The sequence below is a fragment of the Oceanobacillus alkalisoli genome (genome assembly GCF_022213125.1).
Taxonomy (GTDB): domain Bacteria; phylum Bacillota; class Bacilli; order Bacillales; family Amphibacillaceae; genus Oceanobacillus; species Oceanobacillus alkalisoli.
On record NZ_JAKNRA010000001.1, the window covers coordinates 790,402 to 814,212 of the forward strand.

At 42.4% G+C, this 23,811-nt stretch carries 18 protein-coding genes, 1 pseudogene and 1 riboswitch; of the genes and pseudogenes, 3 read left to right on the top strand and 16 right to left on the bottom strand.

What is annotated here, in order from left to right:
- Nucleotides 1-7 precede the first annotated feature (7 nt).
- The 10 genes and pseudogenes from L3V42_RS03550 to L3V42_RS03595 all read right to left on the bottom strand — a co-directional run bounded on the left by L3V42_RS03550 (nucleotide 8) and on the right by L3V42_RS03595 (nucleotide 11,804).
- Entirely contained in the window at nucleotides 8-1,234 is a 1,227-nt protein-coding gene (locus tag L3V42_RS03550; RefSeq protein WP_238471342.1) for an NRAMP family divalent metal transporter, read from the bottom strand.
- Nucleotides 1,235-1,989: 755 nt separating this feature from the next.
- Nucleotides 1,990-2,808 carry a MetQ/NlpA family ABC transporter substrate-binding protein gene (locus L3V42_RS03555; RefSeq protein ID WP_235761829.1) on the bottom strand — a complete coding sequence of 273 codons (819 nt, stop codon included), beginning with the start codon at nucleotides 2,806-2,808 and terminating at the stop codon, nucleotides 1,990-1,992.
- 18 nt (nucleotides 2,809-2,826) lie between these two features.
- Nucleotides 2,827-3,912, bottom strand: coding sequence for an iron-containing alcohol dehydrogenase family protein (locus tag L3V42_RS03560; RefSeq protein WP_238471343.1), 1,086 nt, complete (start codon nucleotides 3,910-3,912; stop codon nucleotides 2,827-2,829).
- Between the two features lie 29 nt (nucleotides 3,913-3,941).
- A complete protein-coding gene (locus L3V42_RS03565; RefSeq protein ID WP_235761831.1) occupies nucleotides 3,942-5,087 on the bottom strand; it encodes an alpha-hydroxy-acid oxidizing protein in 1,146 nt (381 codons plus the stop codon).
- A 39-nt stretch (nucleotides 5,088-5,126) separates the two neighbouring features.
- Complete coding sequence (locus L3V42_RS03570) at nucleotides 5,127-5,789, bottom strand: methionine ABC transporter permease (protein WP_235761832.1); 663 nt, start codon at nucleotides 5,787-5,789, stop codon at nucleotides 5,127-5,129.
- Nucleotide 5,790: 1 nt separating this feature from the next.
- Nucleotides 5,791-6,807, bottom strand: coding sequence for a methionine ABC transporter ATP-binding protein (locus L3V42_RS03575; protein ID WP_235761833.1), 1,017 nt, complete (start codon nucleotides 6,805-6,807; stop codon nucleotides 5,791-5,793).
- A 123-nt stretch (nucleotides 6,808-6,930) separates the two neighbouring features.
- Nucleotides 6,931-7,042: riboswitch (SAM riboswitch) on the bottom strand.
- 52 nt (nucleotides 7,043-7,094) lie between these two features.
- Complete coding sequence (locus L3V42_RS03580) at nucleotides 7,095-8,288, bottom strand: pyridoxal phosphate-dependent aminotransferase (protein ID WP_305082615.1); 1,194 nt, start codon at nucleotides 8,286-8,288, stop codon at nucleotides 7,095-7,097.
- A gap of 530 nt (nucleotides 8,289-8,818) precedes the next feature.
- Nucleotides 8,819-9,604: a carbon-nitrogen family hydrolase gene (locus tag L3V42_RS03585; protein WP_238471344.1), complete on the bottom strand. Its 786-nt coding sequence runs from the start codon at nucleotides 9,602-9,604 to the stop codon at nucleotides 8,819-8,821.
- A 185-nt stretch (nucleotides 9,605-9,789) separates the two neighbouring features.
- A pseudogene (locus L3V42_RS03590) lies at nucleotides 9,790-10,692 on the bottom strand (Rpn family recombination-promoting nuclease/putative transposase); the annotation flags it as partial.
- A 374-nt stretch (nucleotides 10,693-11,066) separates the two neighbouring features.
- The gene (locus L3V42_RS03595; RefSeq protein WP_238471346.1) at nucleotides 11,067-11,804 is read right to left on the bottom strand and encodes a glycerophosphodiester phosphodiesterase; all 738 of its coding nucleotides are present in this window, start codon (nucleotides 11,802-11,804) and stop codon (nucleotides 11,067-11,069) included.
- A 679-nt stretch (nucleotides 11,805-12,483) separates the two neighbouring features.
- Between L3V42_RS03595 and L3V42_RS03600 the strand changes: the two genes are divergently transcribed.
- Nucleotides 12,484-12,765 carry a hypothetical protein gene (locus L3V42_RS03600; RefSeq protein ID WP_235761838.1) on the top strand — a complete coding sequence of 94 codons (282 nt, stop codon included), beginning with the start codon at nucleotides 12,484-12,486 and terminating at the stop codon, nucleotides 12,763-12,765.
- A gap of 57 nt (nucleotides 12,766-12,822) precedes the next feature.
- Here the strand turns inward: L3V42_RS03600 and L3V42_RS18480 are convergent, their stop codons facing one another.
- From L3V42_RS18480 to L3V42_RS03630, 6 genes are all read right to left on the bottom strand, one after another.
- Nucleotides 12,823-14,751: a glycosyltransferase family 4 protein gene (locus tag L3V42_RS18480; protein ID WP_235761839.1), complete on the bottom strand. Its 1,929-nt coding sequence runs from the start codon at nucleotides 14,749-14,751 to the stop codon at nucleotides 12,823-12,825.
- On the bottom strand, nucleotides 14,748-16,538 hold the full coding sequence (locus tag L3V42_RS03610) for a hypothetical protein (RefSeq protein ID WP_235761840.1): 1,791 nt from the start codon (nucleotides 16,536-16,538) through the stop codon (nucleotides 14,748-14,750). The genes L3V42_RS18480 and L3V42_RS03610 overlap by 4 nt, the downstream gene beginning before the upstream one ends.
- Before the next feature lie 320 nt (nucleotides 16,539-16,858).
- Nucleotides 16,859-17,308, bottom strand: coding sequence for an Rpn family recombination-promoting nuclease/putative transposase (locus L3V42_RS03615; protein WP_235761841.1), 450 nt, complete (start codon nucleotides 17,306-17,308; stop codon nucleotides 16,859-16,861).
- Between the two features lie 173 nt (nucleotides 17,309-17,481).
- Entirely contained in the window at nucleotides 17,482-20,097 is a 2,616-nt protein-coding gene (locus L3V42_RS03620) for a cell wall-binding repeat-containing protein (protein ID WP_235761842.1), read from the bottom strand.
- A gap of 188 nt (nucleotides 20,098-20,285) precedes the next feature.
- On the bottom strand, nucleotides 20,286-20,675 hold the full coding sequence (locus tag L3V42_RS03625) for a hypothetical protein (protein ID WP_235761843.1): 390 nt from the start codon (nucleotides 20,673-20,675) through the stop codon (nucleotides 20,286-20,288).
- Between the two features lie 269 nt (nucleotides 20,676-20,944).
- Nucleotides 20,945-22,066, bottom strand: a complete 1,122-nt coding sequence (locus L3V42_RS03630) for a glycosyltransferase family 4 protein (RefSeq protein WP_235761844.1) — start codon at nucleotides 22,064-22,066, stop codon at nucleotides 20,945-20,947.
- A gap of 338 nt (nucleotides 22,067-22,404) precedes the next feature.
- Here L3V42_RS03630 and L3V42_RS03635 point away from each other — a divergent pair, with 338 nt between their 5' ends.
- Both L3V42_RS03635 and L3V42_RS03640 read left to right on the top strand, forming a co-directional pair.
- Complete coding sequence (locus L3V42_RS03635; protein WP_238471347.1) at nucleotides 22,405-22,809, top strand: hypothetical protein; 405 nt, start codon at nucleotides 22,405-22,407, stop codon at nucleotides 22,807-22,809.
- A 234-nt stretch (nucleotides 22,810-23,043) separates the two neighbouring features.
- Complete coding sequence (locus L3V42_RS03640) at nucleotides 23,044-23,805, top strand: threonine/serine exporter family protein (RefSeq protein WP_238471348.1); 762 nt, start codon at nucleotides 23,044-23,046, stop codon at nucleotides 23,803-23,805.
- Nucleotides 23,806-23,811: the final 6 nt, after the last annotated feature.

The window sequence follows — 23,811 nt, forward strand, 5'->3', positions numbered from 1 at the left end:
ATCATGATTAGAAAAACTGTGGGAGCATTTGAATCAATGTACGAACTCCGAGTATGGCAGTTAAGATGACAACTAGCGCCCCGAATATCGTCAGCCATACCGGATGCTTGTAGTCTCCCATAATCTTCTTGTTATGGGCGGCAAGCAGCATCGAACCTAAGACAAGCGGCAGAATCAAGCCATTTACCGCTCCAGCAAGCACAAGCAATGTCGTAGCTTCACCAATCACCACAAATACGGCGGTTGAAAAGATTATAAATCCGATAATCCAGTATTTATGAAATTTATCAATGATCGGATGGAAGGATCTCAGAAAGGATACAGATGTATAGGCTGCTCCAATGACGGAGGTAATCCCGGCAACCCAGAGAACGACTCCGAATAATCGATAACCAATATCACCAGCTGCTGATTGGAAAACAGTTGCTGCGGGATTGCTCGGATTAAGGGCAACTCCTTGGGAAACAACTCCTAATACAGCTAAGAAAAGCAGAATTCGCACGAGTGAAGCAACACTAATGCCGAGTACAGCCGTTCTTTTCACTTCCGGAATTGCTGCTTTTCCAGTAATGCCTGCATCGAGTAAACGGTGGCCGCCGGAAAATGTAATATACCCGCCAACCGTACCTCCGACAATGGTAATAATCGCATATACATCGAGTTCAAGCGGCACGAACGTCCGATGAATCGCTTCTCCTATCGGTGGTTGACTAACGAACATGACATAGCCGATCAGAAGGACTAACAACCCTCCTAAAATGTATACCATCCGGTCCATCGCTGCCCCAGCTTCTTTTGATAAAAATATAATGATAGCAAGCGCAGCAGAAATTAATGCGCCGATTTTCGGATCAACTCCCAAGACAACGTTAACCCCTAAGCCTGTCCCACCGATATTTCCGATATTAAAGGCAAGACCGCCAATAACGATAAAGACAGCTACAATGGCACCTAAACCTGGCAGTACTTTATTCGCAATTTCTTGACCGCGCAGTCCTGAAACACTGATAATGCGCCAGACATTAAGCTGTGCACCTATATCTAATAGAATCGAAACGAATATGACAAAGCCAAAGCTTGCCAGAAACGATTCTGTAAATACCGCTGTTTGCGTGAGGAATCCCGGCCCCACTGCAGATGTTGCCATTAAAAACGCCGCTCCCATGAGGGATCTTCTGCGAGCCTTCTGATCCTTTGCTGAAAGTAATGTGTTTTCGTGATTTAAATTTGACATGTTGACCTCCCTCTAAATTCTAGTTGTTTGTAAATATAGCGAGCTTCCCCGCATGAACACAAACAAAGGCGAAAGCGCCCGTTTAGCTGGACGTGGCTGCTGCTAGTTAATATAGTTAGCCATATCACCTTTGCTTTATCGTTTTTTACGATAAAAAACTTGTCAGTATCTTTAGTTTGCTCGTTTGTACGCTACTCATTACACTTCATTACAAAAAAGCAAAATCAAAGATCCGACAAGTCGAAAATATAATATAAACAATCTAACTGGAACATGCAAGTTTAAAAATCACGCTACAAAATCACATAATATTGAGACAAATCCGCCCGATGAATATTGGTATAGAAATAATCTTCATGGATAGGGCTGAAGAGACCGAGGATCTTAGGGTTGACAGCTTCCATGTAATAAGCTGGGGGACTTGTTTTTTTATTCAGAGTAAATTTTTGGTGGGATATAGAATCTTATTACCCGAATTAGATTAAAGATAGGGCCTTCGGGTGTTGATAGGCTCTCTGCCCGAACAAAACAGAATCGTCTTTAAACAGGCGATTAGAGCGCTTCTATATACCCGAACGTAACCAATTTTGGATTAAATCGTCGTTGAGAAGCCCTTTAAACTCCCGAACGTATTCTAATCCAGATCAAACGGGCGCTTGAGAACTCCTATTAAATAAAAAAGGCGGGTAAAATCATCCATTGATGACTTTACCCGCTTTTTTTCGTTTGTTTATCATAAGATTCAACTCAAATTCTTACCACCCAGTAAGAATAGATCCTTGGTATGTTTCCTCAACGAATTGTTCAACCTCTTCAGATTGGTAAATGTCGATGAACTGTTGAACGGCTGGGTCGTCTTCGTTTTCTGCGCGAACGGCAATTAGGTTAACGAATGTGGAGTCTTGCTCGATGAAGATGGAGTCTTCACCAGGTACAAGTCCTGCATCCATTGCAAAGTTCGAGTTGATTGCTGCGATATCCACTTCGCCAAGCTGACGCGGGATTTGAGCTGGATCAAGCTCAATGAATTCATAGTTATGTTCGTTTTCCGCAATATCATTGACCGTAGCGTTCACGCCGAGTCCTTCTTCTAGCGTGATTAAGCCAGCTTGTTCGAATAATAATAACGCACGTCCACTGTTTGTCGGGTCACTTGGTAAAGCAATACTTGCACCGTCTTCTAAATCCGCGATATCCGTTATTTTATCAGAATAAATTCCCATTGGGAATGTTACCGTGTCTGCTACTTTTACTAAATCTAGTCCACGTTCTTCATTCATATGATCAAAAAATGGCTCGGTTTGGAAACTGTTGAGATCAAGTTCCTCTTCTGATAGACTCACGTTCGGCATGACATAGTCACTGAATGATACAATTTCAATCGTTAAATCTTCTTCTGCTGCAAGCTCTTTTACTTTTTCTAAAATTTCTTCATGTGGTCCTGCTGTTACTCCAACGGTGAGCTTGCCGTCTTCCAGTAAACCTTCCGCTGCTTCATCGTCCGAGCCGCCGCCACAAGCAGCGAATAGAACGAACACACTTGCAAGAATTGCTGTCAATAATATTTTTTTCATTTACTTTCCCTCATTCTTTCACTTTTTATTTTCGACATGGAAGATTGCTTTTTCCAAGATGTCTTCTGTTACTTTTTCCTCCATTAAATGGATTGATTCTTGCGGAAGTAAAATCTTTTTCATTATTCTTCCCAAAATTTCCGCGTCATGTACATCTACGGCTAAATCTTTTAATGATGTTGGAAAATCCCATTCTTCGTAGTACTCGAGAAGTTTGTTGAGTTCATCCTCTTTTTCCTCAATCGCGAGCTGGACTAACGTACCGTAAGCAACGATTGATCCGTGGAGGAAATCTTTCATACTTGGAGCTTCCGTTAAGCCGTTATGAACCGAGTGGGCACCGGCAATCCGGCCTGCTTTTTCCCCGAATCCGCCGACCATGCCGCCTGTCATAATGATTGTTTCGATAACACGAATAAGCGCATCTGTCACTTTCTTTTCAGAGACGGATTCGAGTGCAGCTTTCCCGTCTTTCAGTAAAATATCACGGCATGCAAGTGCTGCAAATTGGGAAACTTGCAGCCAAACAGGCAGCTCCTTATCCTTGTAAAAACGGCGGACTAACGCATCTGCTTCATAATATTTTGCCAGCGTGTCACCGATACCTGCTTTCAAATATTCAATCGGTGAAGCGGCGATAATCGCTGGTTCTATGAGGACAAGTGTGTTCGCTAATGGAAACTCTGTATAGTGAGAATGGGTTCCGTCTGCTTCATAGAAAACACTTAGCGGTGTCCAGGCTGCACATGTCGCTGCGATTGTCGGAATGAGAACCGACTTGATGCCAGCTTGTACGGCTGCTGCCTTTGCAATATCAAGAGCTGTTCCTCCACCGATTCCGATGACGGCATCGACTGCTTCGCGTTTATACAGCGTTGCTAGTTGTTCTACTGTTTCTAAGGTACAAGGTCCATCAACGAAAGTTATTGCGGAACGACTGAGTTCTTCTGGCAGATACGGTGAAGCGGCCTCCCAGGCCTTTCTACCACTTACGATATGAATATTTTTTATATCTAAAGCTGCAAGATGTGTCGGTAATTCTTTTAAAACATCGGCTCCAATCCGGTAATGACCTGGTGCGCCTTTTACAATTGCTGAAGTCATGCTAACGGTCTCCTTTTCGCTCTCTTCGCTTAATCTTTCACAATATGAATATTGCGGGCTGCTTTCACACTAGATGCACCTGCAAGAGCAAGGGATGATCTCGACTGCTGAATAAAGTTGGTGAGTACTTTTTCAACTCCAGCTTGTCCGCCGAGAGCTAAACCATATGCATAAGGTCTGCCGAGTAAGACGGCGTCCGCACCGAGCACAAGTGCTTTCACGACATCTGCGCCGCGGCGAATCCCACTATCGATTAAAATTGGAACTTCTCCCCCTGCTTCTTCCAGAATGGCAGGAAGCGCGTCAATGCTAGAGATAACGCCATCCAGCTGCCGGCCACCATGGTTTGAGACGATAATGCCATCAACACCACTTTCAATTGCAAGTCTTGCATCTGTCGGGTGCAAGATTCCTTTTAGTAAAATTGGAAGGGACGTGCGTTTCTTCAGCTCGGCAACATGCTTCCAGCTTAGTGTCGGATGATAAATATTTTGCAAAATCTCTTCCACAACAGATGCCTCATCGTCCTGCTTTAAAGTGGAGCGGAAGACTTCATCTGTAATATAATTCGCTTTCCCGTAACCTGCTTTCAGCGGGGAGAAACGGTTGCTCATATCTTCTTCACGCCAGCCAAACATTGTCGTATCAACCGTTAGAACGATTGCTTGATAGCCTGCTTCTTCTGCACGTTTTACCATATTAAAGGAAATAGCTTCGTTATTGGACCAGTACAGCTGGAACCATTTCGGACTATTTCCTGAAACTTCCTTTACTTCCTCGATCGAGTAACTGGAAACGGTGCTTTGGATATAAGGTACATCCAGTTTTGCAGCTGCTTTTGCAACCGCAAGTTCTGCCTCTTCATGCGTTGTTTTAAGCATCCCGATCGGAGCAAGCAAGAATGGATGACGGTACGTATGACCAAATAATTCTATAGTCGTGTCCACATTCGAAACATCATTTAAATATTGGGGAACAATCGAATACTTCTCGAACGATGCGATGTTTTTCCGCAATGTCTCCTCCCCTCCGCCTCCAGAACGGGTGTAGCCAAATGCGTTTTTCGACATTTTCTCTTTCGCTTTTGCCTCTAACTCTTCCACACGAAAAGGAAAGTCTTCCTCTATCTCCAAGTTCGCAATAAATGCGTCTGTCGTCTTTGTCGTAGTCGTCAAGACCTCTCCCCCCTTAAAAGTTGAGCTTTCTTCTTCCCATTAATCCTTCTTGAGACGTGCAGCAATCCGGTTACCGAGAGACTGGATTCCTTGAACAAGGATGATCAAGATAAAGACCGTCGCATACATGACGTCCACTTCATAACGCAAGTGACCGAAACGATATGCCAAGTCACCGAGTCCGCCTGCTCCAACGAGGCCGGCCATTGCGGTTGCACCGATCAAGCTGATCGTTACAATCGTTAAGCCTAAGATGATCGATGGACGGGCTTCCCGGAGCATGACGCTCCAAATAATTTTATGCGTTTTAATCCCCATTGCTTTATATGCTTCAATAATTCCGCTATCTACTTCAAGGAGCGAGCTTTCCAGTAAGCGTGCAAGGTATGGCGCTGTATAAATAACAAGCGGCACGATAACGCCTTGTACTCCAATTGTTGTTCCGACCAAGAATTTTGTAAATGGCAGGATGAAGAATAATAAAATAATAAACGGAATCGAGCGGACGATGTTAATTACTAAGTTCAGGAATTGATAGACGAACTTATTTTCCAATGATTGGCCTGGTCGCGTCAGCACAACGAGTATTCCTAATGGCACTCCGATTAAGATCGCGAAAAACAGTGAGATGATGACCATTTGAAATGTTTCCATGACGGCTTGTCCAATAATTGGCAGCCATTGTTCGATAAAGTTTCCCATTTTATTCTCCCTCCACTTCTTCTGTCGCGACCCCTTGTTCGTTTAAGAACTTCAAGGAGGCGTTGATTTGTTCCGGTTCGCCGATAAGATGAAGGATCAGATTTCCGACGATACCGTTTTTCAATTCCATAATATTTGCCGTTAAAATATTCGGCTTTACGTTAAACTTTTCAATTACTTGTGCGAGCAGCGGCTCCCCAGCACTTTCCCCGATAAAGGTCAGGCTTGTCACCGTACCATTTAGTTTCAATTGGCTGATGAGGGATGCAGATAATTTACGCTGCGAAATGGTATCTAAAAACCGCTTTGTCGTTTTATGACGAGGATCGGTGAATAATTCGATGGTGGAGCGCTGTTCGACAATTTCCCCATTTTCTAGAACCGTTACACCGTCACAAATCTTCTGGATTACACTCATCTCATGGGTAATGAGTAAGATCGTTATTCCAAGTTCTTCATTAATCTTAAGGAGTAAATCAAGAATGGAATTGGTTGTTTCGGGGTCAAGGGCACTTGTCGCTTCGTCACTCAGCAGAATTTCCGGTTCCTGTGATAATGCACGCGCAATGGCGACCCGTTGCTTTTGTCCACCAGAGAGTTGAGATGGGTAATTGTTCTTTCTGTCTCCTAAATCAACAATCTCCAAATATTTTTCGACACGTTTCTTCACTTCTTCTTTGTTGTAGCCGAGAAGTTTAAGCGGAGTTGCCACGTTCTCATAAACGGTGGCAGTCTTCATCAAATTGAAATGCTGGAAAATCATGCCGATCTTCTGGCGTGTTTTCCGCAAGTTTTCATTTGATAAAGCTGTTAGCTCTGTACCATTGATCGTTACCGTTCCGCTGTTTGGCTTTTCCAGTAAATTGACGAGCCGGATCAACGTACTTTTTCCGGCACCACTGTAACCAATGACACCGTGGATTTCACCTTTTTCCACATGAAGGCTGACATTATTGACTGCTGCCACATCCCCATTCTTAGATGGGAATATCTTCGTGATGTTATCTAATTTGATCATCTATCTATCTTTCCCTTCCAAATCGTCTCCAGATATAAAAATAGTCGGTGATACATTTTTTGTATTAAAATAGCCTCTCTTTTTTACAAAGAAAGAGAGGCTTGTATGTATGCAAGTTGTCCTCTCTCATCTTTCAAAACATGACGTTTTGCTGGAATTAGCACCTGTTTTATGTTGACCATAAAAAGGTTGCCGAGCTTCAACGGGCCAGTCCCTCAGCTACTCTTGATAAGAGATATAAGCTATTTAATTCTATTGATATAGAGTACAGCAAAAATCGTATTCCGTCAACTTTTAATTTCTTCACCTTTTCGGTCAGGGAAAATATTCAGTTTTTCAATCCGTTCGATTGCTTCCTTCAAACGTGCTTCGTCAACGAGTAAGCCAACCCGGATATAACCTTCCCCGTATGCACCGAAGCCATTTCCTGCAGCAACGGCCACATCCGCTTCGTCCAACAGCAAGTCGGCAAACTCTTCACTCGTATATTCTTCTGGAACCGGCAGCCAGGCAAAGAACGATCCACTAGGAGCCTCTACTTCCCAGCCAATACGTTTACATGCTGCAATTAATGTATTTCTCCTGTTCTCATATAACTCGACTAACCTTTTTACGCTTGACTGTTCCTCGGTTAAAGCAATTGCTGCCGCATGTTGTACAGCTGGGAACAGACTAACAAATAAATGGTCTTGCAAGAGATTGATCGCTTCAATCATTTTCGCATTCCCGACCGCAAAGCCAACACGCCAGCCGGCCATATTATATGTTTTCGATAACGTATACAGCTCAATCCCGATATCTTTCGCACCTGCTGCCTCAAGAAAACTAACCGGTTTCTTCCCGTCAAAGCCAATCGCACCGTACGCAATATCATGAACGATTCCAATGCCGTGTTCCCGGCCTAGCTGTGCCGTCTTTTCGAAAAATTCCTTAGAAGCAATAGCTCCCGTAGGATTATTCGGATAATTTAAGTATAATAATTTCGCTTCTTCTAGCTGTTTCGGCGTTAGCTTGTCATAGTCTGGCAGAAATGCATTTTCATGAAGTAATGGCATCACTTCATGCCGCACATTCGCAAGCTTCACACCAGACAGATAGTCTGGATAGCCAGGGTCCGGCAGTAACATCATCTCTCCTTCATTCATTAAGGCGAGGGGTAATTCGACTAAACCGATTTTTGTACCGAATAAAACAGCGACTTCTGTTTCCGGGTCGAGTTCGACATTGTATTCCCGTTTATAAAAGTCAGCTGCTGCTTGCTTCAATTCCACTGTACCGCGAAACGGTGAGTATTGATGTGAATTTGGATCTGCCGCCGCTTTTTGTAAAGCTTCTACAATATGGGTTGGTGTCGGCTGATCTGGGTTCCCTTGCCCTAAATTAATAACATCGCGGCCTTCTGCGTATGCTTTTGTCACTTTTTCTACGAGAGTTGCGAAAAATTGAACAGGCAACTCCTTTAAGCGATTCGAAAATTCCATTGACATAACCTCTTTATTCGTTTATTTACTCAACTTTTGCGCCATGAAATAACTAATTATTCCTTTATAAAGCTGTTGATTACTTTCATACAGCGTAAGTGTCCAAAACTCTCTTCTGGAGGTCCGCAGTCCAGACACTTCTCGCACCTGCTGAGCGGCCGGCAAGCCCCCTCGCGCTATCGCGCTGCGGGGTCTCGCCAGGCCTATCCTCCCGCAGAAGTCTCGAGGTGTCTGGACTGCTCCCAGGAAAGGTCGAATTTAGATTACTGTTTAATATTCCAGGAGTTGAATCCTTATCGCGACGGAATAATTTCTATTTAAAATAACCGTCTTACCAGTTCAGTTGCCCGGTGGACGGTGACTCCTGCGGGAACAGCACGAGCCTGGAGACCCCGCAGGGCGGCAGCCCGAGGAGCTCTAGCCGTGCCTAAGGATGCGCATCCGTCCACCGAGCAACTGAACGGTGATTAGAGAGCATTTCAAGAGAATGAGCAAATTATTTACGCTGTATGAAAGCAACAGGCAGTTTATTAATATAATTCCGGGACACGGCTTTCAAAAATTGGAACGCTTTTTCTTACTTCTGTTACTCTTTCTGGATGGATGGTGCCTCGTAATGTTTCTTCTTTATCTTCTGAACCTTTTGCTAGTACGTCGCCCCAGGGGTCAACAATTAGAGAAGCTCCGGTATATTCAACTCCGTTTAATGTACCGACATTGTTGGATGATACGACATACATCTGATTTTCAATCGCACGGGCTAGTTGCAGGCTGACCCAATGATTCGTCCGTGGTTTCGGCCATTCGGCAGGGATGAATAATACTTGTGCCCCGTCCAAAGCTAACTTTCGCGCGAGCTCAGGGAAACGCAGGTCATAACAAATGATGACACCCATGCGGATTCCATCCATTTCAAAGGTCTGGACTTTTTCCTTGCCGCCCGTTAAAAATCCTGGTTCATTCAACATTGGAACGAGGTGCATTTTACTATATTTATAAATGAGATTGCCAGTACGATCAAAGACGAGACTTGTATTATACAGTTCATCATTTACTTTGTTGGCAATCGAGCCACCGATGATATTGATGTTATGTTCCTTCGCTAAGTCACTTAAAAACGTTTTAGTAGGCTCCAACGCTTCGTCTGCAATGGTCTGGAGCTCCTCTAACACATACGAGGTCGTCCACATTTCAGGCAGTAGGATAAGGTCTGGTTTATCATTTTTCACTTCCGATTCAACCCAGCGCCTCACTTTCTCCCGGTTATCCTGCGGGGAACCCGGTACAAGTTCCATTTGGTAAACTGCAACTTTCATCATATCCATCCCCTTTCAAATATATATCATATTAGCATACTTATACATAAAAAACATGGACGGGGTAGGGTCCATGTTTGGCTGGGACATCGGGGGCAGAGCAACTGTCCCAGTTGTGATTCAGAGGGTGTAGATCTTGGTTAGCACGGTCGATTCGGTTCCATACCCTCTAGTTGGAGTAAAAATTATTCTTTGATATTGCTGGCGATTTTTTGGATTTCTTTTTGCGGTAGACCAGTTATTTCTTCAATGACACGGAAATCTAAGCCCTTTTCTATCGAGTTTTTAACTAATATTTCTTTCATTTCTCGTTTGCCTTCCTCTACACCTTGCTTCTTCCCTTCTTTCTTTCCTTCCTCACGCAACATATCTGCTAAACTCATCATAATTCCGCTCCCTTCCGGATAATTTTGTTTAATTTTTTTCGAAATTTCATCCATATTTCCTCGTGTCACGTTCGTCGCTGCACTAAAAATATAGTGCAGCATCGTCTCGAAGTATTCTATACCTGCCTGTTTATCTTCTAACTCCCGTAAATAAAAAATGGTTTTATCCATAACTTCAAGTAATTCTTGAATCGTTTCTGCCTTACGGATATCGCGGAGCATCGTAATAACGATCCGAACTCGGGCCTCGCCCTTGATTTCTTCATCTAAATAATCGGTGAAATCGAAAAGCAGGAATTGGTAGTTCGGAATAAAATGACATATTTCCGGTGGCAAGTCGTCATAATTTGCGATTAATTTACTAAGTTTATCAGGAGTATCCCAATTTGATTTTCCGTGATACAAAACTAATGGAATGACAGGTGGCACTGTTTTCAGGTTCTCTTTCCGCATCTTTGCGTCCCAAAGCTCCGCCATGTACTTCAACAATTGAAAGGTAACGGTTTGGTCAGCATAACTTTTGTGTTCGAACAGGAAATATACATACCCTTTTTTCCCAGCAATAGCTGTGCTGAAAAGTAAATCGGAGTAGTTTTCTTCCAGTTCTTTGTTGATGAAGCTGTCCTTCTCAAGTTTCAATGTGTCTGTGTCAAGAAAATTCATAATAGTGGACGGTAAGTAGTAGTGTAAAAAAATTTTAAAAAACTTTTTGTTACTTTAATATGACTAAATGTTTCTTTAAAAAGCTTATCATGCGGATTTTCCACTTTCCTAACCTTCCGTTCGGGGTAACGAGAAGTTTCTTCTTTGACCAATAAGGGGTTCGCCATATTTCTCACTTCCTTCTGAGGATATAATGTTGAGGTGAAATAGTGTAAATTCTGAATCTATTATATCAGCTTCATCTACCCTAAACAACCGCGGGACAAATGCATGAACCCTCTGCCCCAATTAAAAAACATGGACGGGGGTAGGGTCCATGTTTACGCGATTCGTATATATTTAAGGGAGGGTTTCATTTTTAATACTGCTGCTGGAAGCATAATCGGAAAAGCAATGTACATGATTTTCTTCCATTAGATTCCCACTTTCTTCCAGTCTACAATTGTTTCCGGATAACAGATTGCTTGGAATTTTTCCAGTTCGGTTGTGGAAACAAGAACTTCCGGATAGTTTTGCATAAACTTCATTTCTTCAATCGTTTGAATCGTACCGACGATTGGCTGGATGTTCATCCTCTTAAGTACTGCGAGATCGAGCTTTTGCATCGCTTGAAAGTCGAACGTGAGCATATAATAAGAAGCATCCAGTTCTTTCAGTAAAAAGAAGTCATGAGTGTCCGGTTTGTCAGTAAGTAATCCGAGCTTAATTTGTTTTGATAAAATGCGCAGTCTTGCGAGCGAATGATGATTTTCTGAAATGATGAAAACATCTTCCATTGCTTGATGCTGGCGAAGAAGGTCATACACTTTTTCCTCAAGGCCGTAATAGAAACCGCTCTGTTTAATTTCGATAGCGGTTATTATTTTGCCTTTTGTTAGATGGATGACTTCAGCAAGCGTTGGAATCCGTTCGTCATGATTAATCGTGAACTTCAGAAGTTCCGCGTAGGTAAATTGATTGATTTCACCGCGGCCGCTCGTTACACGGTCAATGGTCATGTCCCGCATGACGACAGGGATATCATCTTTGGTCAGATGCACCTCCATCTTTGTATGGGAAAAGTTCAAATCGATTGCTGCCTGAAAAGAAGACATTGTGTTCTCGGGAAATTGTAATGGATAACCACGCTCAGCAACAGCCTGTATTTTCATTAAATTCTCCTCTCGATTGGGCTACATATCGATTCTATGCATCTTTACTTTTTATTATACATGAATACTCCCACCACTTCGTTTCTATGAAACTTGAAGTGGGGGTTTCTGGGGTATCGACTTTCAAGATGACGATTAACCACCAGTGGAGTTGACACATTGGTGTGCTAAAAACACCCAACCCCGCTATCCCATCGGTCTTGCCTTAGGGATTACTTTTATTTTACCATCAATGATACCGGTCTTTCGAACGTATGTGCTGCACTGTTTATAATATCATAAAAGGGAGGGAAATGCCACTATTAAAATACGAAGGTTACAAGGATTTTGGTGACAATATTTTATATATTCTCAACTGCCAAAACCGCCAATTCACCTCCCACCTAAAATCCTATGGAATTTTGAGGAAGGAGTCCTCTTGGCTTTTAAGATAGAGAATGTTAATTTCGGATTAATTGGGTAATAAATGTTTGTAAATTAGGAGGATAAGCGAGATAAAGTGAAACTTCATTCTGTGGGGGATCCCTTCCCTTCACTGAATGTTAATTGAACAGAATCAGGGATTTACGGACTGTATATCTCCCCCATCTTATTGGACTTCCCTTGTGTTTAAAGATGGGGTATTACAGACCGTAAATGCGTGATAAAATAGAAAAAGAAATTAGTAAAGGAGGCCGTGATGTTGTGGGACAGTAAAGTTACTTCCTGGAGAAGTTATCTTTTCCTCATTGCAAGTATCATAACGAGTTTATCGATGATTCTACTTGATCCGCTTTCGCAAGCCACGAGTGAGACGATTTCAGATATTGTAGCGAGTTTCATTATTGTTGGGCTGTTTGTTTCTGTCGTGATGATCGGGGTTACGTTTTTTTCGAAACGGGAGAAGAAGCTGATTCCGACTATTGCACTGATTATTACGTTACTTAATATTGGTGTCATAATTTTTCTTGCGTGGACTTAGGTGGATTTTGCATAGTGTTAGAGGGTACGTGGCCTAGTGTGGCTGCATACCCTCTTTTTAATTAAAAACGAGCTCCATAAGTTCTGTTGTAATATTTTGGAGGTCGTATCGTTCGTAAATGTGCTGATGCTTCGTTCGTTCGTTCATTTCGAGATTTTTAATTTTCTCCACCGCTTCATCCACGCTCGTGACGATGCATTCTTCAGGATAGATGAGATCTGCCCCTTCCCAATTGAACACAATCGGTGTTGCCCCGCTTGCCATCCCTTCCATTGGAGCGAGGTGGAATGCTTCAAGATCACTCGTGGATAAAATGACGCCAATGTTTGTCAGCCATTCGGGAATATCGGAGCCGAACGGGGAAAAGATGATGTTTTCTTTCCATGGTGCTTGATCTATTTTTTCAAAAACCTTCTGGAAATAAGCCATTTCCTCTGAACGCTCCTCGAGCCAAGGCAAGTCTTGTGGTAATCTACCTTTAATATGGAGTTTATAACGATTATCCTCTTGCCAGAGACGTTCAAAAATTTCTACTGCACGGTCGATTCGCTTTAACTTCGGAATAATGCCAATCATGCCAAGATGAAATCTGGCATCGTCTTTCTTCGCCAGCTGGAACTTTTTCGTATCGACCATGTTCGGAATTAAAGTAAGCTTATTACGTGGAATCCGGTGCACCTGATGGAACTCCTCGAGCATTTGCGGACTGATCGTAATAACATTTTCGACCTTCCGATAGTTTACTTTCTTCAAATAATCGGTCTGCAGCTCCTGACGATGAGCGCGGATATACAGCTTTTGACCCTGCTTCACATGATTTTGGTAAAAGACTGCGTTGCCAAGTCCCCATTCACAAAAAATGATATCTGCTTCCGCCAACAATGCGAAACTCTTCTTACGGCTGTGACGCTTATGCCCTTTCCAATTATCTAGCAACACTTTCTTACCAGCACGGGCACACGTTTCAATAAACGGGTAAAGGAATTTAAAATCATGCCCGGCAAATAGAATTGTTTCTTGTTTATTGTTAAGGGAGTGGATCGTCTCGAGTAGCTGTTGTTTGTTTCTTTCATAATCAAAGTTTTCAGCGAGTGTATAACATTTTTTGGTTGCTACGTAATAAATCTCCTCATTTGCAAGTAACTGGGGGAGAATCGTTGTTAAGTCATTTGGGTGCTGGATGAATAATGGATAATCCTCACCAAGTAAAGCGATAAACAGTTCCTTTTCCGGCACGATGACTGGCTTCCCTTTTTTAGCATAATCAAGGAAGGGATGGATATCCTCCTCCAGCACGATTCCAATATCCGTTTCCGTGTCCAGGCTATAATAATCCGTCTCATTCCCTTTGTAGCGCCAGTCGAATGTTGGTGCTTCAAGTTTAATTTTTTCCATAACTTCAGGAAGGGAATCAGTCGTCTCCATTTCCGCAGAAATTTCGGCAATCCCGCGTCTGTTGACGAAGGCAGGAGTCCGAGCCGGGACATTTACTTTCCAAGTTGGTAAATAGATTACCTTTTCCTGCAGTGAGCTGGAATGATTTAAGATTTTCTTTCGCTCCATGGAATCCGTGAGTATAAATGGATAAACTTCAAGCTTGCCCGTTTCCGATTCCTCTTCTGCTGACAGGAAGGGGATAACTTTTTCGGCTGAGATTCTTGTCAGTTTGTTCACTTCCTCGAGTTGCCCCATCCAAATGAGCGTATCGAATTTTTCCATGATTTTTAAATACGTAATGGCTTTTTCTGTCGTATTGATGACAGATGACTTTTCTTCTGAGCGTTTCGCTACTGAAAATAGATTGTTGTTACGTGCATTCTCAGGGATGGATTCCTGGATTTCATCGAGTAACTCCGTTGTTTCCGCGAGAATATCAATTTTTATTCTTGTGTCAGCAGCTAGTATGTTTAAAAGTGAAAAGAATGCATCCGAGTGGGCTGCATAGGTTCTTTCAGCGAGATGGATTAGTATATTGAATCGTTTCACTTCATCTTCTCCTTTGGAACGAACGTCTCCAGCAAACTAGCAAGCGTTTGATGCGTGTTTTTTGCCGTTAGGAAGAATTGAGCAAATACAGGTTTATTTTTCTTGATGGAATAGTCAACAAAAGAAGTCATTCGGAAGTAATACATCATGTTGATACTGTCTTCGATGTAAAAATCGTCGTATTCCCTGCTGCTGTCTACAACTCCAACGTACGTACTCTTCGTCAGCTGCTCAAGCGAGTAATTCTTAACTGCAAAGCTTGCGATATAGACTTTGATGTTATCTGCGGCAAGTAAATGGTTGATTGCTTGTTCGAAACCTGTGAATGGTGTGATAAACAATATCCAGTTGACACGGTTCGCTGTCTGTTTTTCAATCGTGCGGACGACGTTTTGATATTCCTGTTCCGTTCGGATTGAAAAAATAATCGTTGCGGATGGAAGTCTTGTCGAGTGCTCGATTTTAAGACTTTTCGTAATAAAATGCATGAAATCACGATAATTATGCTTCCATCGTATGGTGCGACTGATTGCCCGATAATCATCAGCTGCTTTATCAGGATTATGTTGATAGTCAGTGATCAATTGCTTGAGTTCCGTCTCCGTTTCGACAGTTCGTGCTAAATTTTGGAAAATATTGCTTTTCAAAGCAGATTTTTCACAGATTACAAGATTACCCTTCGAAAGTTGTTCCTCGATTTGTATTTCGATATTAGCGGCTGCTGGGATAGTTTCGATATGAAGCAGCTGCTTGCTCCGTGTTGGTTGTTTTGTTGGTTCTGTTGCTGATTCCGCTTCAAAGCCGGTGTCTGGTTCGGCTATTCTTGGGCTCAGCACCGTTACAGTCGGGTGTTTTTTGAAAACATCGATGGAAGGTGCACCTATTGTGTATGGAATAAGATGTATTGGTGTTTCGCCGGCTGCCTGTTTGTACGCGTCATAGATTTCAGGATCATGGATGAGCACGAATTTGAAATCGGCAAGCCGTTCCTGAAGTTTCTCATACGGTGCCGCTGTTTGTTTATGCCAGACAATCATTGGAATGTCTGACGTTTGGCACCAAAGGATAAGCCTGCCAATTGGAGAAGTCCGGTCATGTATGTCTCCCCAATTGCCATCCTGCAGCTCTCCTGCTTCCAAAAGGATAAAATCAGGAACATTGTTTGCGAGCGTTTTTTCATAAACATCTGGTTGCAGACGAGTTGCTTCGGTGACTGCATTCAGGCTTATGATCGCGCTTTGCGGCAAAACTCCTGCGAACGTCAGGTTATTCAGGTGACGAATCGACGTTTTCTCCTTCTTTTCCACCGGTAAAAATGGTGACGTGAAAATATTGCGTATCTCCATTTCCCCTTCTCCAGCGATACGGATAGCTAAACGGGCAGCCTTCGTTGTCGGTTTCGGAGTAATTTGTTGTAACTGATTTAATTGAATTGTATGTTTTTTCGTCTGCTGATTTTCTTCATCGTATTCAATTAGGTAGATTTGATAGTTGAGCGAGTTTGTCGTATGCCCTTCGATGAAAATTGAGTTTTGAGGATGAAGGATGAGTTTATTATGACGTTCTTCCAGCTTAGAATAGTTGGAATTTGACTCCCAAAAGTTTACATATGTACTGTCCGTTGTTTTTGATTGCAGATGAATTTTATGATTTTCAATAGAAAGATCGATGAGTGACGGTTGATGGAACCAATTTTTACTGTCAAAAAACTTTGCTGGCAGAAAATCGATATGCATCGATTCTGGTTTCTTCAGTTTGTTTTTAATCTTTTCGATAAACAGCATCATAAATCCCTCACCTTATATATTGACTTAAATTATATCACGAAATGCGATTTAAATATATTGAATGAGTGGGAAAAGATAGGTATTTTTGAGGTTTTTCACGAAATGAAAAGAGACGGTTCAGTATACGGCTGGATCGTCTCTTTTCATTTGGAGTCTGTTTTTATTACTTTTTAAGTTCCGTGGCGATTTTTTCTATTTCTTCTTTTGGATTGCCGGTTATCTTTGCGATTAGATTGATTTCCAGCCCTTCATTTAAGGCATTTTTAATCAACGTGACTTTTTCTTCTTTTTACCTTCTTCACGAAGAGTTTCTGCTAAACTCATTGCGATTTCGCCTCCTTCTGGATATTTATTTTTTTACTCGTTTTATAAATGCGTCCAGATTTATTCAAATTTTCTTTTCGCATTTTCAAATCCCAAATCTCTGCCATATACTTCAGCAACTGAAAATGAACGGTTTTATCGGGGTAGCTCTTATGTTCAAACAAAAAATAAACATAGCTTTCTTTCCCGTCGATATTCGCGCTGAAAAGTAAATCGGAATAGTTTTCTTTGAGTTCTTTATTGATAAAGCTATCCTTCTCCAAGTTTAATGTGTCCGTATCAAGGTATTTCATCACTTCGGGCGGCAAGTAGTTGTGTAAGAAGCTTTTCGTCACTTTCAGATGACTGAACGTTTCTTTAAAAAGCTTATCATGTGGATTTTCCAATTTTTTCAGGTACGGGTGCGAGTAGCGCGAAGTTTCTTCTTTGACTAGAGTGTTTGCCAAATTTTCACTTCCTTCTGAGGATTTTATTGTAGAGGTAAAATTGCGTGGATGCTGCTTATATTATAGCAATTTTGTGGAGTGCAAACAACTATATGACCATGAACCAACTAATTGAAAAGTGGCTCGCCAGCATATGAATTGACGAACCACTTTTTAAAAATATAACAATAAATTTATTCTTGAACTGACACTTCGATAATTCTTCCTTCTTTTTCAGTTGGAATGTTGTCACTGCCGAGACGCACGAGTTGGTCGCTGAAGTTGCCCCAATCCGATTGTCCAAGGTCGGTTACGCGGCCTTCTGCGTATGCTTCTTCAAAAACGGTAAACCCGTCTCCACCTTTTGCAGTGAATGCATTGGTAGCAATCGTGTAGGTTTGATCATCTTCCACTTCTACAAAACTGCCATCTGCCGTTTCATACGCTACAGATACAACACGGTTTCCAGCTGGCTCGGATGCATCAAATTCAACTTTACCGCCGGCAACATGCAGGAATCCGCCATTTTCGCTTGGATAATTACCAACACTTATTTCAAAAGCTTCCTTCAATTCAGCACCAGTTACATCTGCAATTGCCAGGGTGTTGCCGAATGGAAGAACAGTAATGACTTCTCCGACTGTAACGGGACCAGCATCGATTGGCGCTCGGATTCCGCCGCCATTTTGCAGTGCCATCATTACGTTCTCATCATAATCCTTTGCAGCACGCAGCATGCCATCGGTAATAATGTTTCCGAGGATCGTTTCGTTTTTACGTACACTTTCACCTGTTTCATTGCCTTCGTCCCCAGCTCGTGGGTTCGTTAGCGGTTCTTCCAACGTTACACCAATTTCTTCTCCGGAAACTTCTTCTACTTGCTCTTTATATTTTTGAAGCATAAGTGCTGCTGTCGGGTCTTCTGCTTGTTCGCTGACTGGAATTAATTCACCCGATTGGCCAACGATTACCCCGTTCTCATCGAATTCAACGTCAAGCTGACCGAGATTCGCATTGCCGTTTCCTGTCTGTACGATGACGGTAGGATCCTTCGCTTCGCCAAATTCATTCGTTTCCACGATGACTGGTTCTTCGAGTACAGTATGACTATGTCCGCCAACGATGACATCGACACCATCAACCTGTGCAGCAAGTTCTAAGTCATTGTCCACGGCAGGGTTATCATCGAAACCGATATGGGTGATTGCAACGATTTTATCGACGCCTTGATCTTCAAATGCTTGAACTGCTTTTTCCGCTTCTTCCAGATAGTCCTCAAATTCGATATCTCCAGGACTTGAAATGCCGACTGTATCTGCTGTCGTCAGTCCGAAGATTCCAACTTGCTCCCCTTCAACCTCTTTGATGATTCCATTGTAAATTTTCCCGTTTTCTGGTTCAGAGGACACAAGATCACTGAAGAGACCAGTGAATTTCTCATCCTTGCTGAAATCGACATTACTGCTGACAAATGGGAACATGGCACCTTCGACAAAGTCAACAAGCGCTTGGTGTCCTTCTGGTGATGAGCCAAGGTCGAACTCATGGTTTCCGAATGTCATTGCGTCATACTGCATATAATTCATGAATTCCAAGTCTGCTTGTCCAAGGAATTCATTGAAGTACAATGTGCCTGTGAAAACATCCCCTGCATCTAGAAGTAATGCTTCAGGATTTTCAGCCCGCACGTTTTTCACTGCTGTTGCCCGTTTTGCGACCTCATCGAGACTAGCATGAGTGTCGTTCGTATGCATAATCGTTAAGTTGAAATGCTCTTCTTCCTCTGCTGGTTTCACGTAACCTTGCAGTTGTTCATAGATCGATGAACTAACCGCAGCTTCTCCACCAAAAATTGAAATTTTTCCCGGCTCGTTTTCTTCTAAATATGGTGCAAGAGATGCTGGTATCCGGTCATGAACAAGTGTTAATGCCGCTCCTTCTTTTGCTGCAAGCACTCCGCTCGTGAGGGCATCGGCATAATCTTTACCAGATGCTACATAGACATTTTCCGGGTTCACATTAAAAGCTTCAAGTAGGGCGATATTTGTTTCATAACGGTCTTTTCCTCGAATTCTTTCCGCTCCTGGAAGCTCGCTTGCAACATCTTCAGAAATTACATTTTCTCCACCGACGATAATCGTTTCGGTAACACCGAGTTTTTCCAATTCTGCATTTGTTGCTTCAGGTAAACGATCTGAAAGACTGAGAAGAACTGGGATACTTTCTTGCGCTGCGATGCTAGCAATCGACAATGCATCCGCGAAAGATTGGCCGCTTGCGATTACTGCCTTTTCCGCTTGACCGCCAGTAAGTTCCGCTGCAATCTCGGCTGCTGTCTCATATCTCGTATCTCCGAAAATACGGTTGACGTTGTAGCCAGCTTTTTCAATTGCTTCAGCCGCTTCATCGCTTACTGCTGTTTTCCCACCAAGAATATGTACTTCAGAAGCTCCTAAGCGCTCTAATTCTTCCAATGTATCTTCCAGCACGCGATCATTCGGTGTTAATAGAATCGGTGCATCCCACGCATGAGCAAGTGGCACACCTGCAAGCGCATCAGCGAATTCCAATCCATTTGCGATAATTACGTTTTCAGCTGAACCATCTTCCCAGCCCTCTTGGCTAATTTCAATAGAAGTGCGATAACGATCTGCACCGAAAATTCGTTCGATGACCTCAGCTTTATATTGAGCCTCGGCTTGGGGTTCGTCGGGTTGAATCGGGTCTGCGAGCACATTGAAAGGAATTGTTCCGGAAGCAACGATTGCTGCTGCTGATAATCCTGCTACCATTTTTCTTTTTAATGACATGATATTTTCTCCTCCTCGAATTTTACCTCTACCATCACTATACGAAATGAATGTTAAATTCGATGGAAGGTTTTGTTAAAAACTTTTAATATAGGTCTTTTGCTATAGTTTTATAGTATTGAAAATAAAAAAGAGAGGCTTTATGAATTGATCCATAAAGTCCTCCCTTTTTATATTGAAGTTTCACTTTATATCGCTTTGATGTAATATTCCCCTGCATCAAGTCCAACATGGGTACATTCGTCTCCCATTAAGGATATCTTTTTTCCAAAACTTGCATACGTATTGTTCTTCCCGTCGAGGATCGCAAGTGTAATATTATTCGTTCTTTTTGCTCCCTCTGTATTGATGCAAGCGGTAAATTTACCAGGTTTATCCAACCTGAGTTTGTAATAATCTTTTTCACTGCTTTTTATAATAGTTCCGTTATATTCCTTCCCAACCGTGATTGGCGTGGCGCTGTAAAAGTCATCGTTAAATTCTTTTTCAAATTTGTTGCCGGCTGTAAAGTCTACTTTTACTTTGTAATTGTAGTAAGTTATTTGCATATCTATCGTTAATTCGGATGTAGTATTCACCTTTAGGAAGTCCATTACAGTTCTTTTAGTTAATGAATTTCATAATACGTATTTAATGCTTCACCATCACCATATGTAGTTGAGTTGGTTCGTTCCCAACTACATATGGTGATGGAATAGCCGACTTGGGTAATTATGAAATTCATTCTAGTATGTATTTTTTACTTAATAAGCAATTTGGACTAGTAATTGGCAAAGTAATTATATCATAAGAGGGTTTTTTTGACTGTAAAACTTTTCACAGAGCTCAAAAAGGACAATTGAATGAGTCAATTGTCCTGGTAACTTTCCTTTTTATTCTTTTTGTCTGATTTTGGCTTCGGCTTTTTATATTTCCAGCGGATTCTTCTTAAGCGGTCAACTACTGGACGCTTTCCTCCCATGACGATACCTCCCAGTTCGGCAAAGATGTGGAGGAATAGAAATACGAAAACACTAATGAGGAGTGCAAATTTTAAACTTGCCTCGGAAAACAAAATCGCAAGGCCACCAAAGGCTGCACTAAACATATAAATGATGATAACCGTTTTCCGGTGGCTATAACCGGCATTGATCAACTGGTAATGGATGTGCTTGTTATCGGCTCCCATGATGTTTTCCTTATTATAAGCACGGCGAATAATAGCAACGATTGTGTCAAAAATCGGTACAGCAAGTACGATAATTGGTACGATGAAACTTAAAAATGCTATGTTTTTAAATAGACCGAGCATCGAGATGACGGCAATCATGAAGCCGAGAAAATTCGATCCGGTGTCCCCCATATATATTTTTGCCGGGTAAAAGTTATGATAAAGGAACCCAAGATTCGCACCAATCAGTACAATAGCAAGATAAGCTGCCATCACCTGCGCATCTGTGACTGCCATAATAAAGATACTAATTAAGGCAATCGTTGTTACGCCGGTTGCGAGCCCGTCCAAGCCATCAATAAGGTTGATGGCATTCGTAATCCCGACAATCCAGAGGACGGTGATGAGAACGCTAAAAAAACCGAGGTCAATCATACCGATGACAGGCAATGTAATCCGCTCGATAATCAGACCGGATGAGACGATAAAAGATGCGGCGATGAGCTGGCCGGTTAGTTTTGCTATCGGTTTAATACTGAAACGGTCGTCAAGGGCACCGGTCAGGATGATGACGAATGCTCCAGCGAGTATCTCTGGCAAATGCTCATGGTGAGGCTGTAAATACAGCATACCTAGCACTGCACCTAAAAATATGGCAATGCCCCCTAATCTGGGCTTCACTTCTTTATGGATTTTACGATAGTTCGGGAAATCTACAGCTCCAACTTTCACCGCGAACTTCTTTACTGCGTACGTAAGCAGAAAGCTCGAAACAAGTGCTATCGTAAAAGCAATTGCTAAATCGACAAAGTTAAACATAATATTCTCCTAATTAACATATTCACCAAACAACTTACACGTATCGTTTAAATTATAACGAAAGAAAGGCTGGTTGGGCAAATTTAATCGAAGGATTGCCGGCAGGACACCGGGTTCGGGGCGGGACACTGGGGTCAGTGCAGTTGTCCCAGTGGGGCACTTGGGGACGGAGGCGTTGTCCCAGTTTTGGAAGAGATGGGACAAGGGGTCAGAGCTTTTGTCCCAATCTCACATCTGCTTCCTTCTATAATTTAGTAAATTTAGGGGTATTTTTGTAGCCCAGGCTTTGTTAGAATGAGGAATATATGAATTAAATACATAGACAAAGGGGGATATTTATGGGGGTATACATTTTTGTCATAGCTGCTGCGCTAGCTGTATTTGGAATATTAATGATGTATAAGAAAAATGTGGAGCGGCTGAAAGAAGATCCGAGTCAAGTCGGAGAAGCACACAGGAGTTTCTTCATTAGTACAGCAGTTATTGAAGCTTTACCGATTGTTTTACTTATCCTTGGATTAGTCAATATGGAGCCTGTACCAATGGAGGATATTTATCTACCTGCGATTATCATTGTCATGCTCGCTGCATTCTCGATTTTTTTCATCTTCTTACAACGGAGCGTTGGAACAGATGATGAAAGCAAGCAGGCCGTAAATAACCTTTCCATGATTGCGATTATGATGTCAAACGCTATTCCTATTATTGCACTTATATTTTTATTTCTGTCTGTCGAGAGCTGAGTGTAGTGGCACTTAAAAGATTGAAAGGGAAAGCACTTATTTAGATGAGTGCTTTTTTAGATTAAATTTTTAGAAATGAACGGAACAAATGCACTGACCCCCTATCCCGATCCAATCAATCGTGGGACATTGCCTCTGACCCCATTGTCCCACCCGCTCGAACTGGGACAGTTGCTCTGACCCCATGTCCCAGTGTATGATTTGGGTAGGTGTTTTTGTTTTGGTGGGAGGTTGATGGTGTTGGTGATTGGTTCGCGGGATGAGGCTCGTGTGGAGAAAGTTTGTATGATTGCTGGGAAGATTATGCTGATGAGCGGTGCGGAGACGCATCGTGTGGAGGATACGATGAACCGGATGGCGCATGCTTTTGGTGTGGAAAATGCACAAAGCCATGCGACGCCTACTGGAATTAACTTTTCAGCAGGGATGACGGAAGTGAATAATTTTGTCCGGATATCCAAGCGCCCGACCGATTTACATAAAATTGCTGAGGTAAATAGTATTTCCCGGAAAATTGTTGCCGGGGAATTAAGTCTTGAAACAGCATACGACCATCTGCAAAAAGTTGAAGCGGAACCCTCTGTCTATAAAGTCTGGCTGCAGATATTAATTGCTGCGCTTGTAAGCGGCTGTTTTGTCATTATGTTCCAAGGGACGTGGATTGATTTTCTGCCTGCCTTTATTGCTGGAGGTCTAGGCTTTGCAGTAATGACGGGAATGGACCGGCTCCTTGAAATCCGTTATTTGGCAGAGTTTTTCGGTGCTTTCGTCATCGGGGTCAGTGCCTACCTTTTCGTTTATTACGGTTTCGGCCTGGAGCTTGATAAAGTGATTATTGGGGCGGTGATGCCGCTTGTACCAGGGCTCCATATTACGAATGCGATTCGCGATATGGTGGCAGGACATCTGCTTTCCGGAATATCCAAGGGCGTAGAAGCGACATTGACTGCATTCTCAATCGGTGCTGGTATATCGCTCATTTTCGCCTTTATCTAGGAGGGA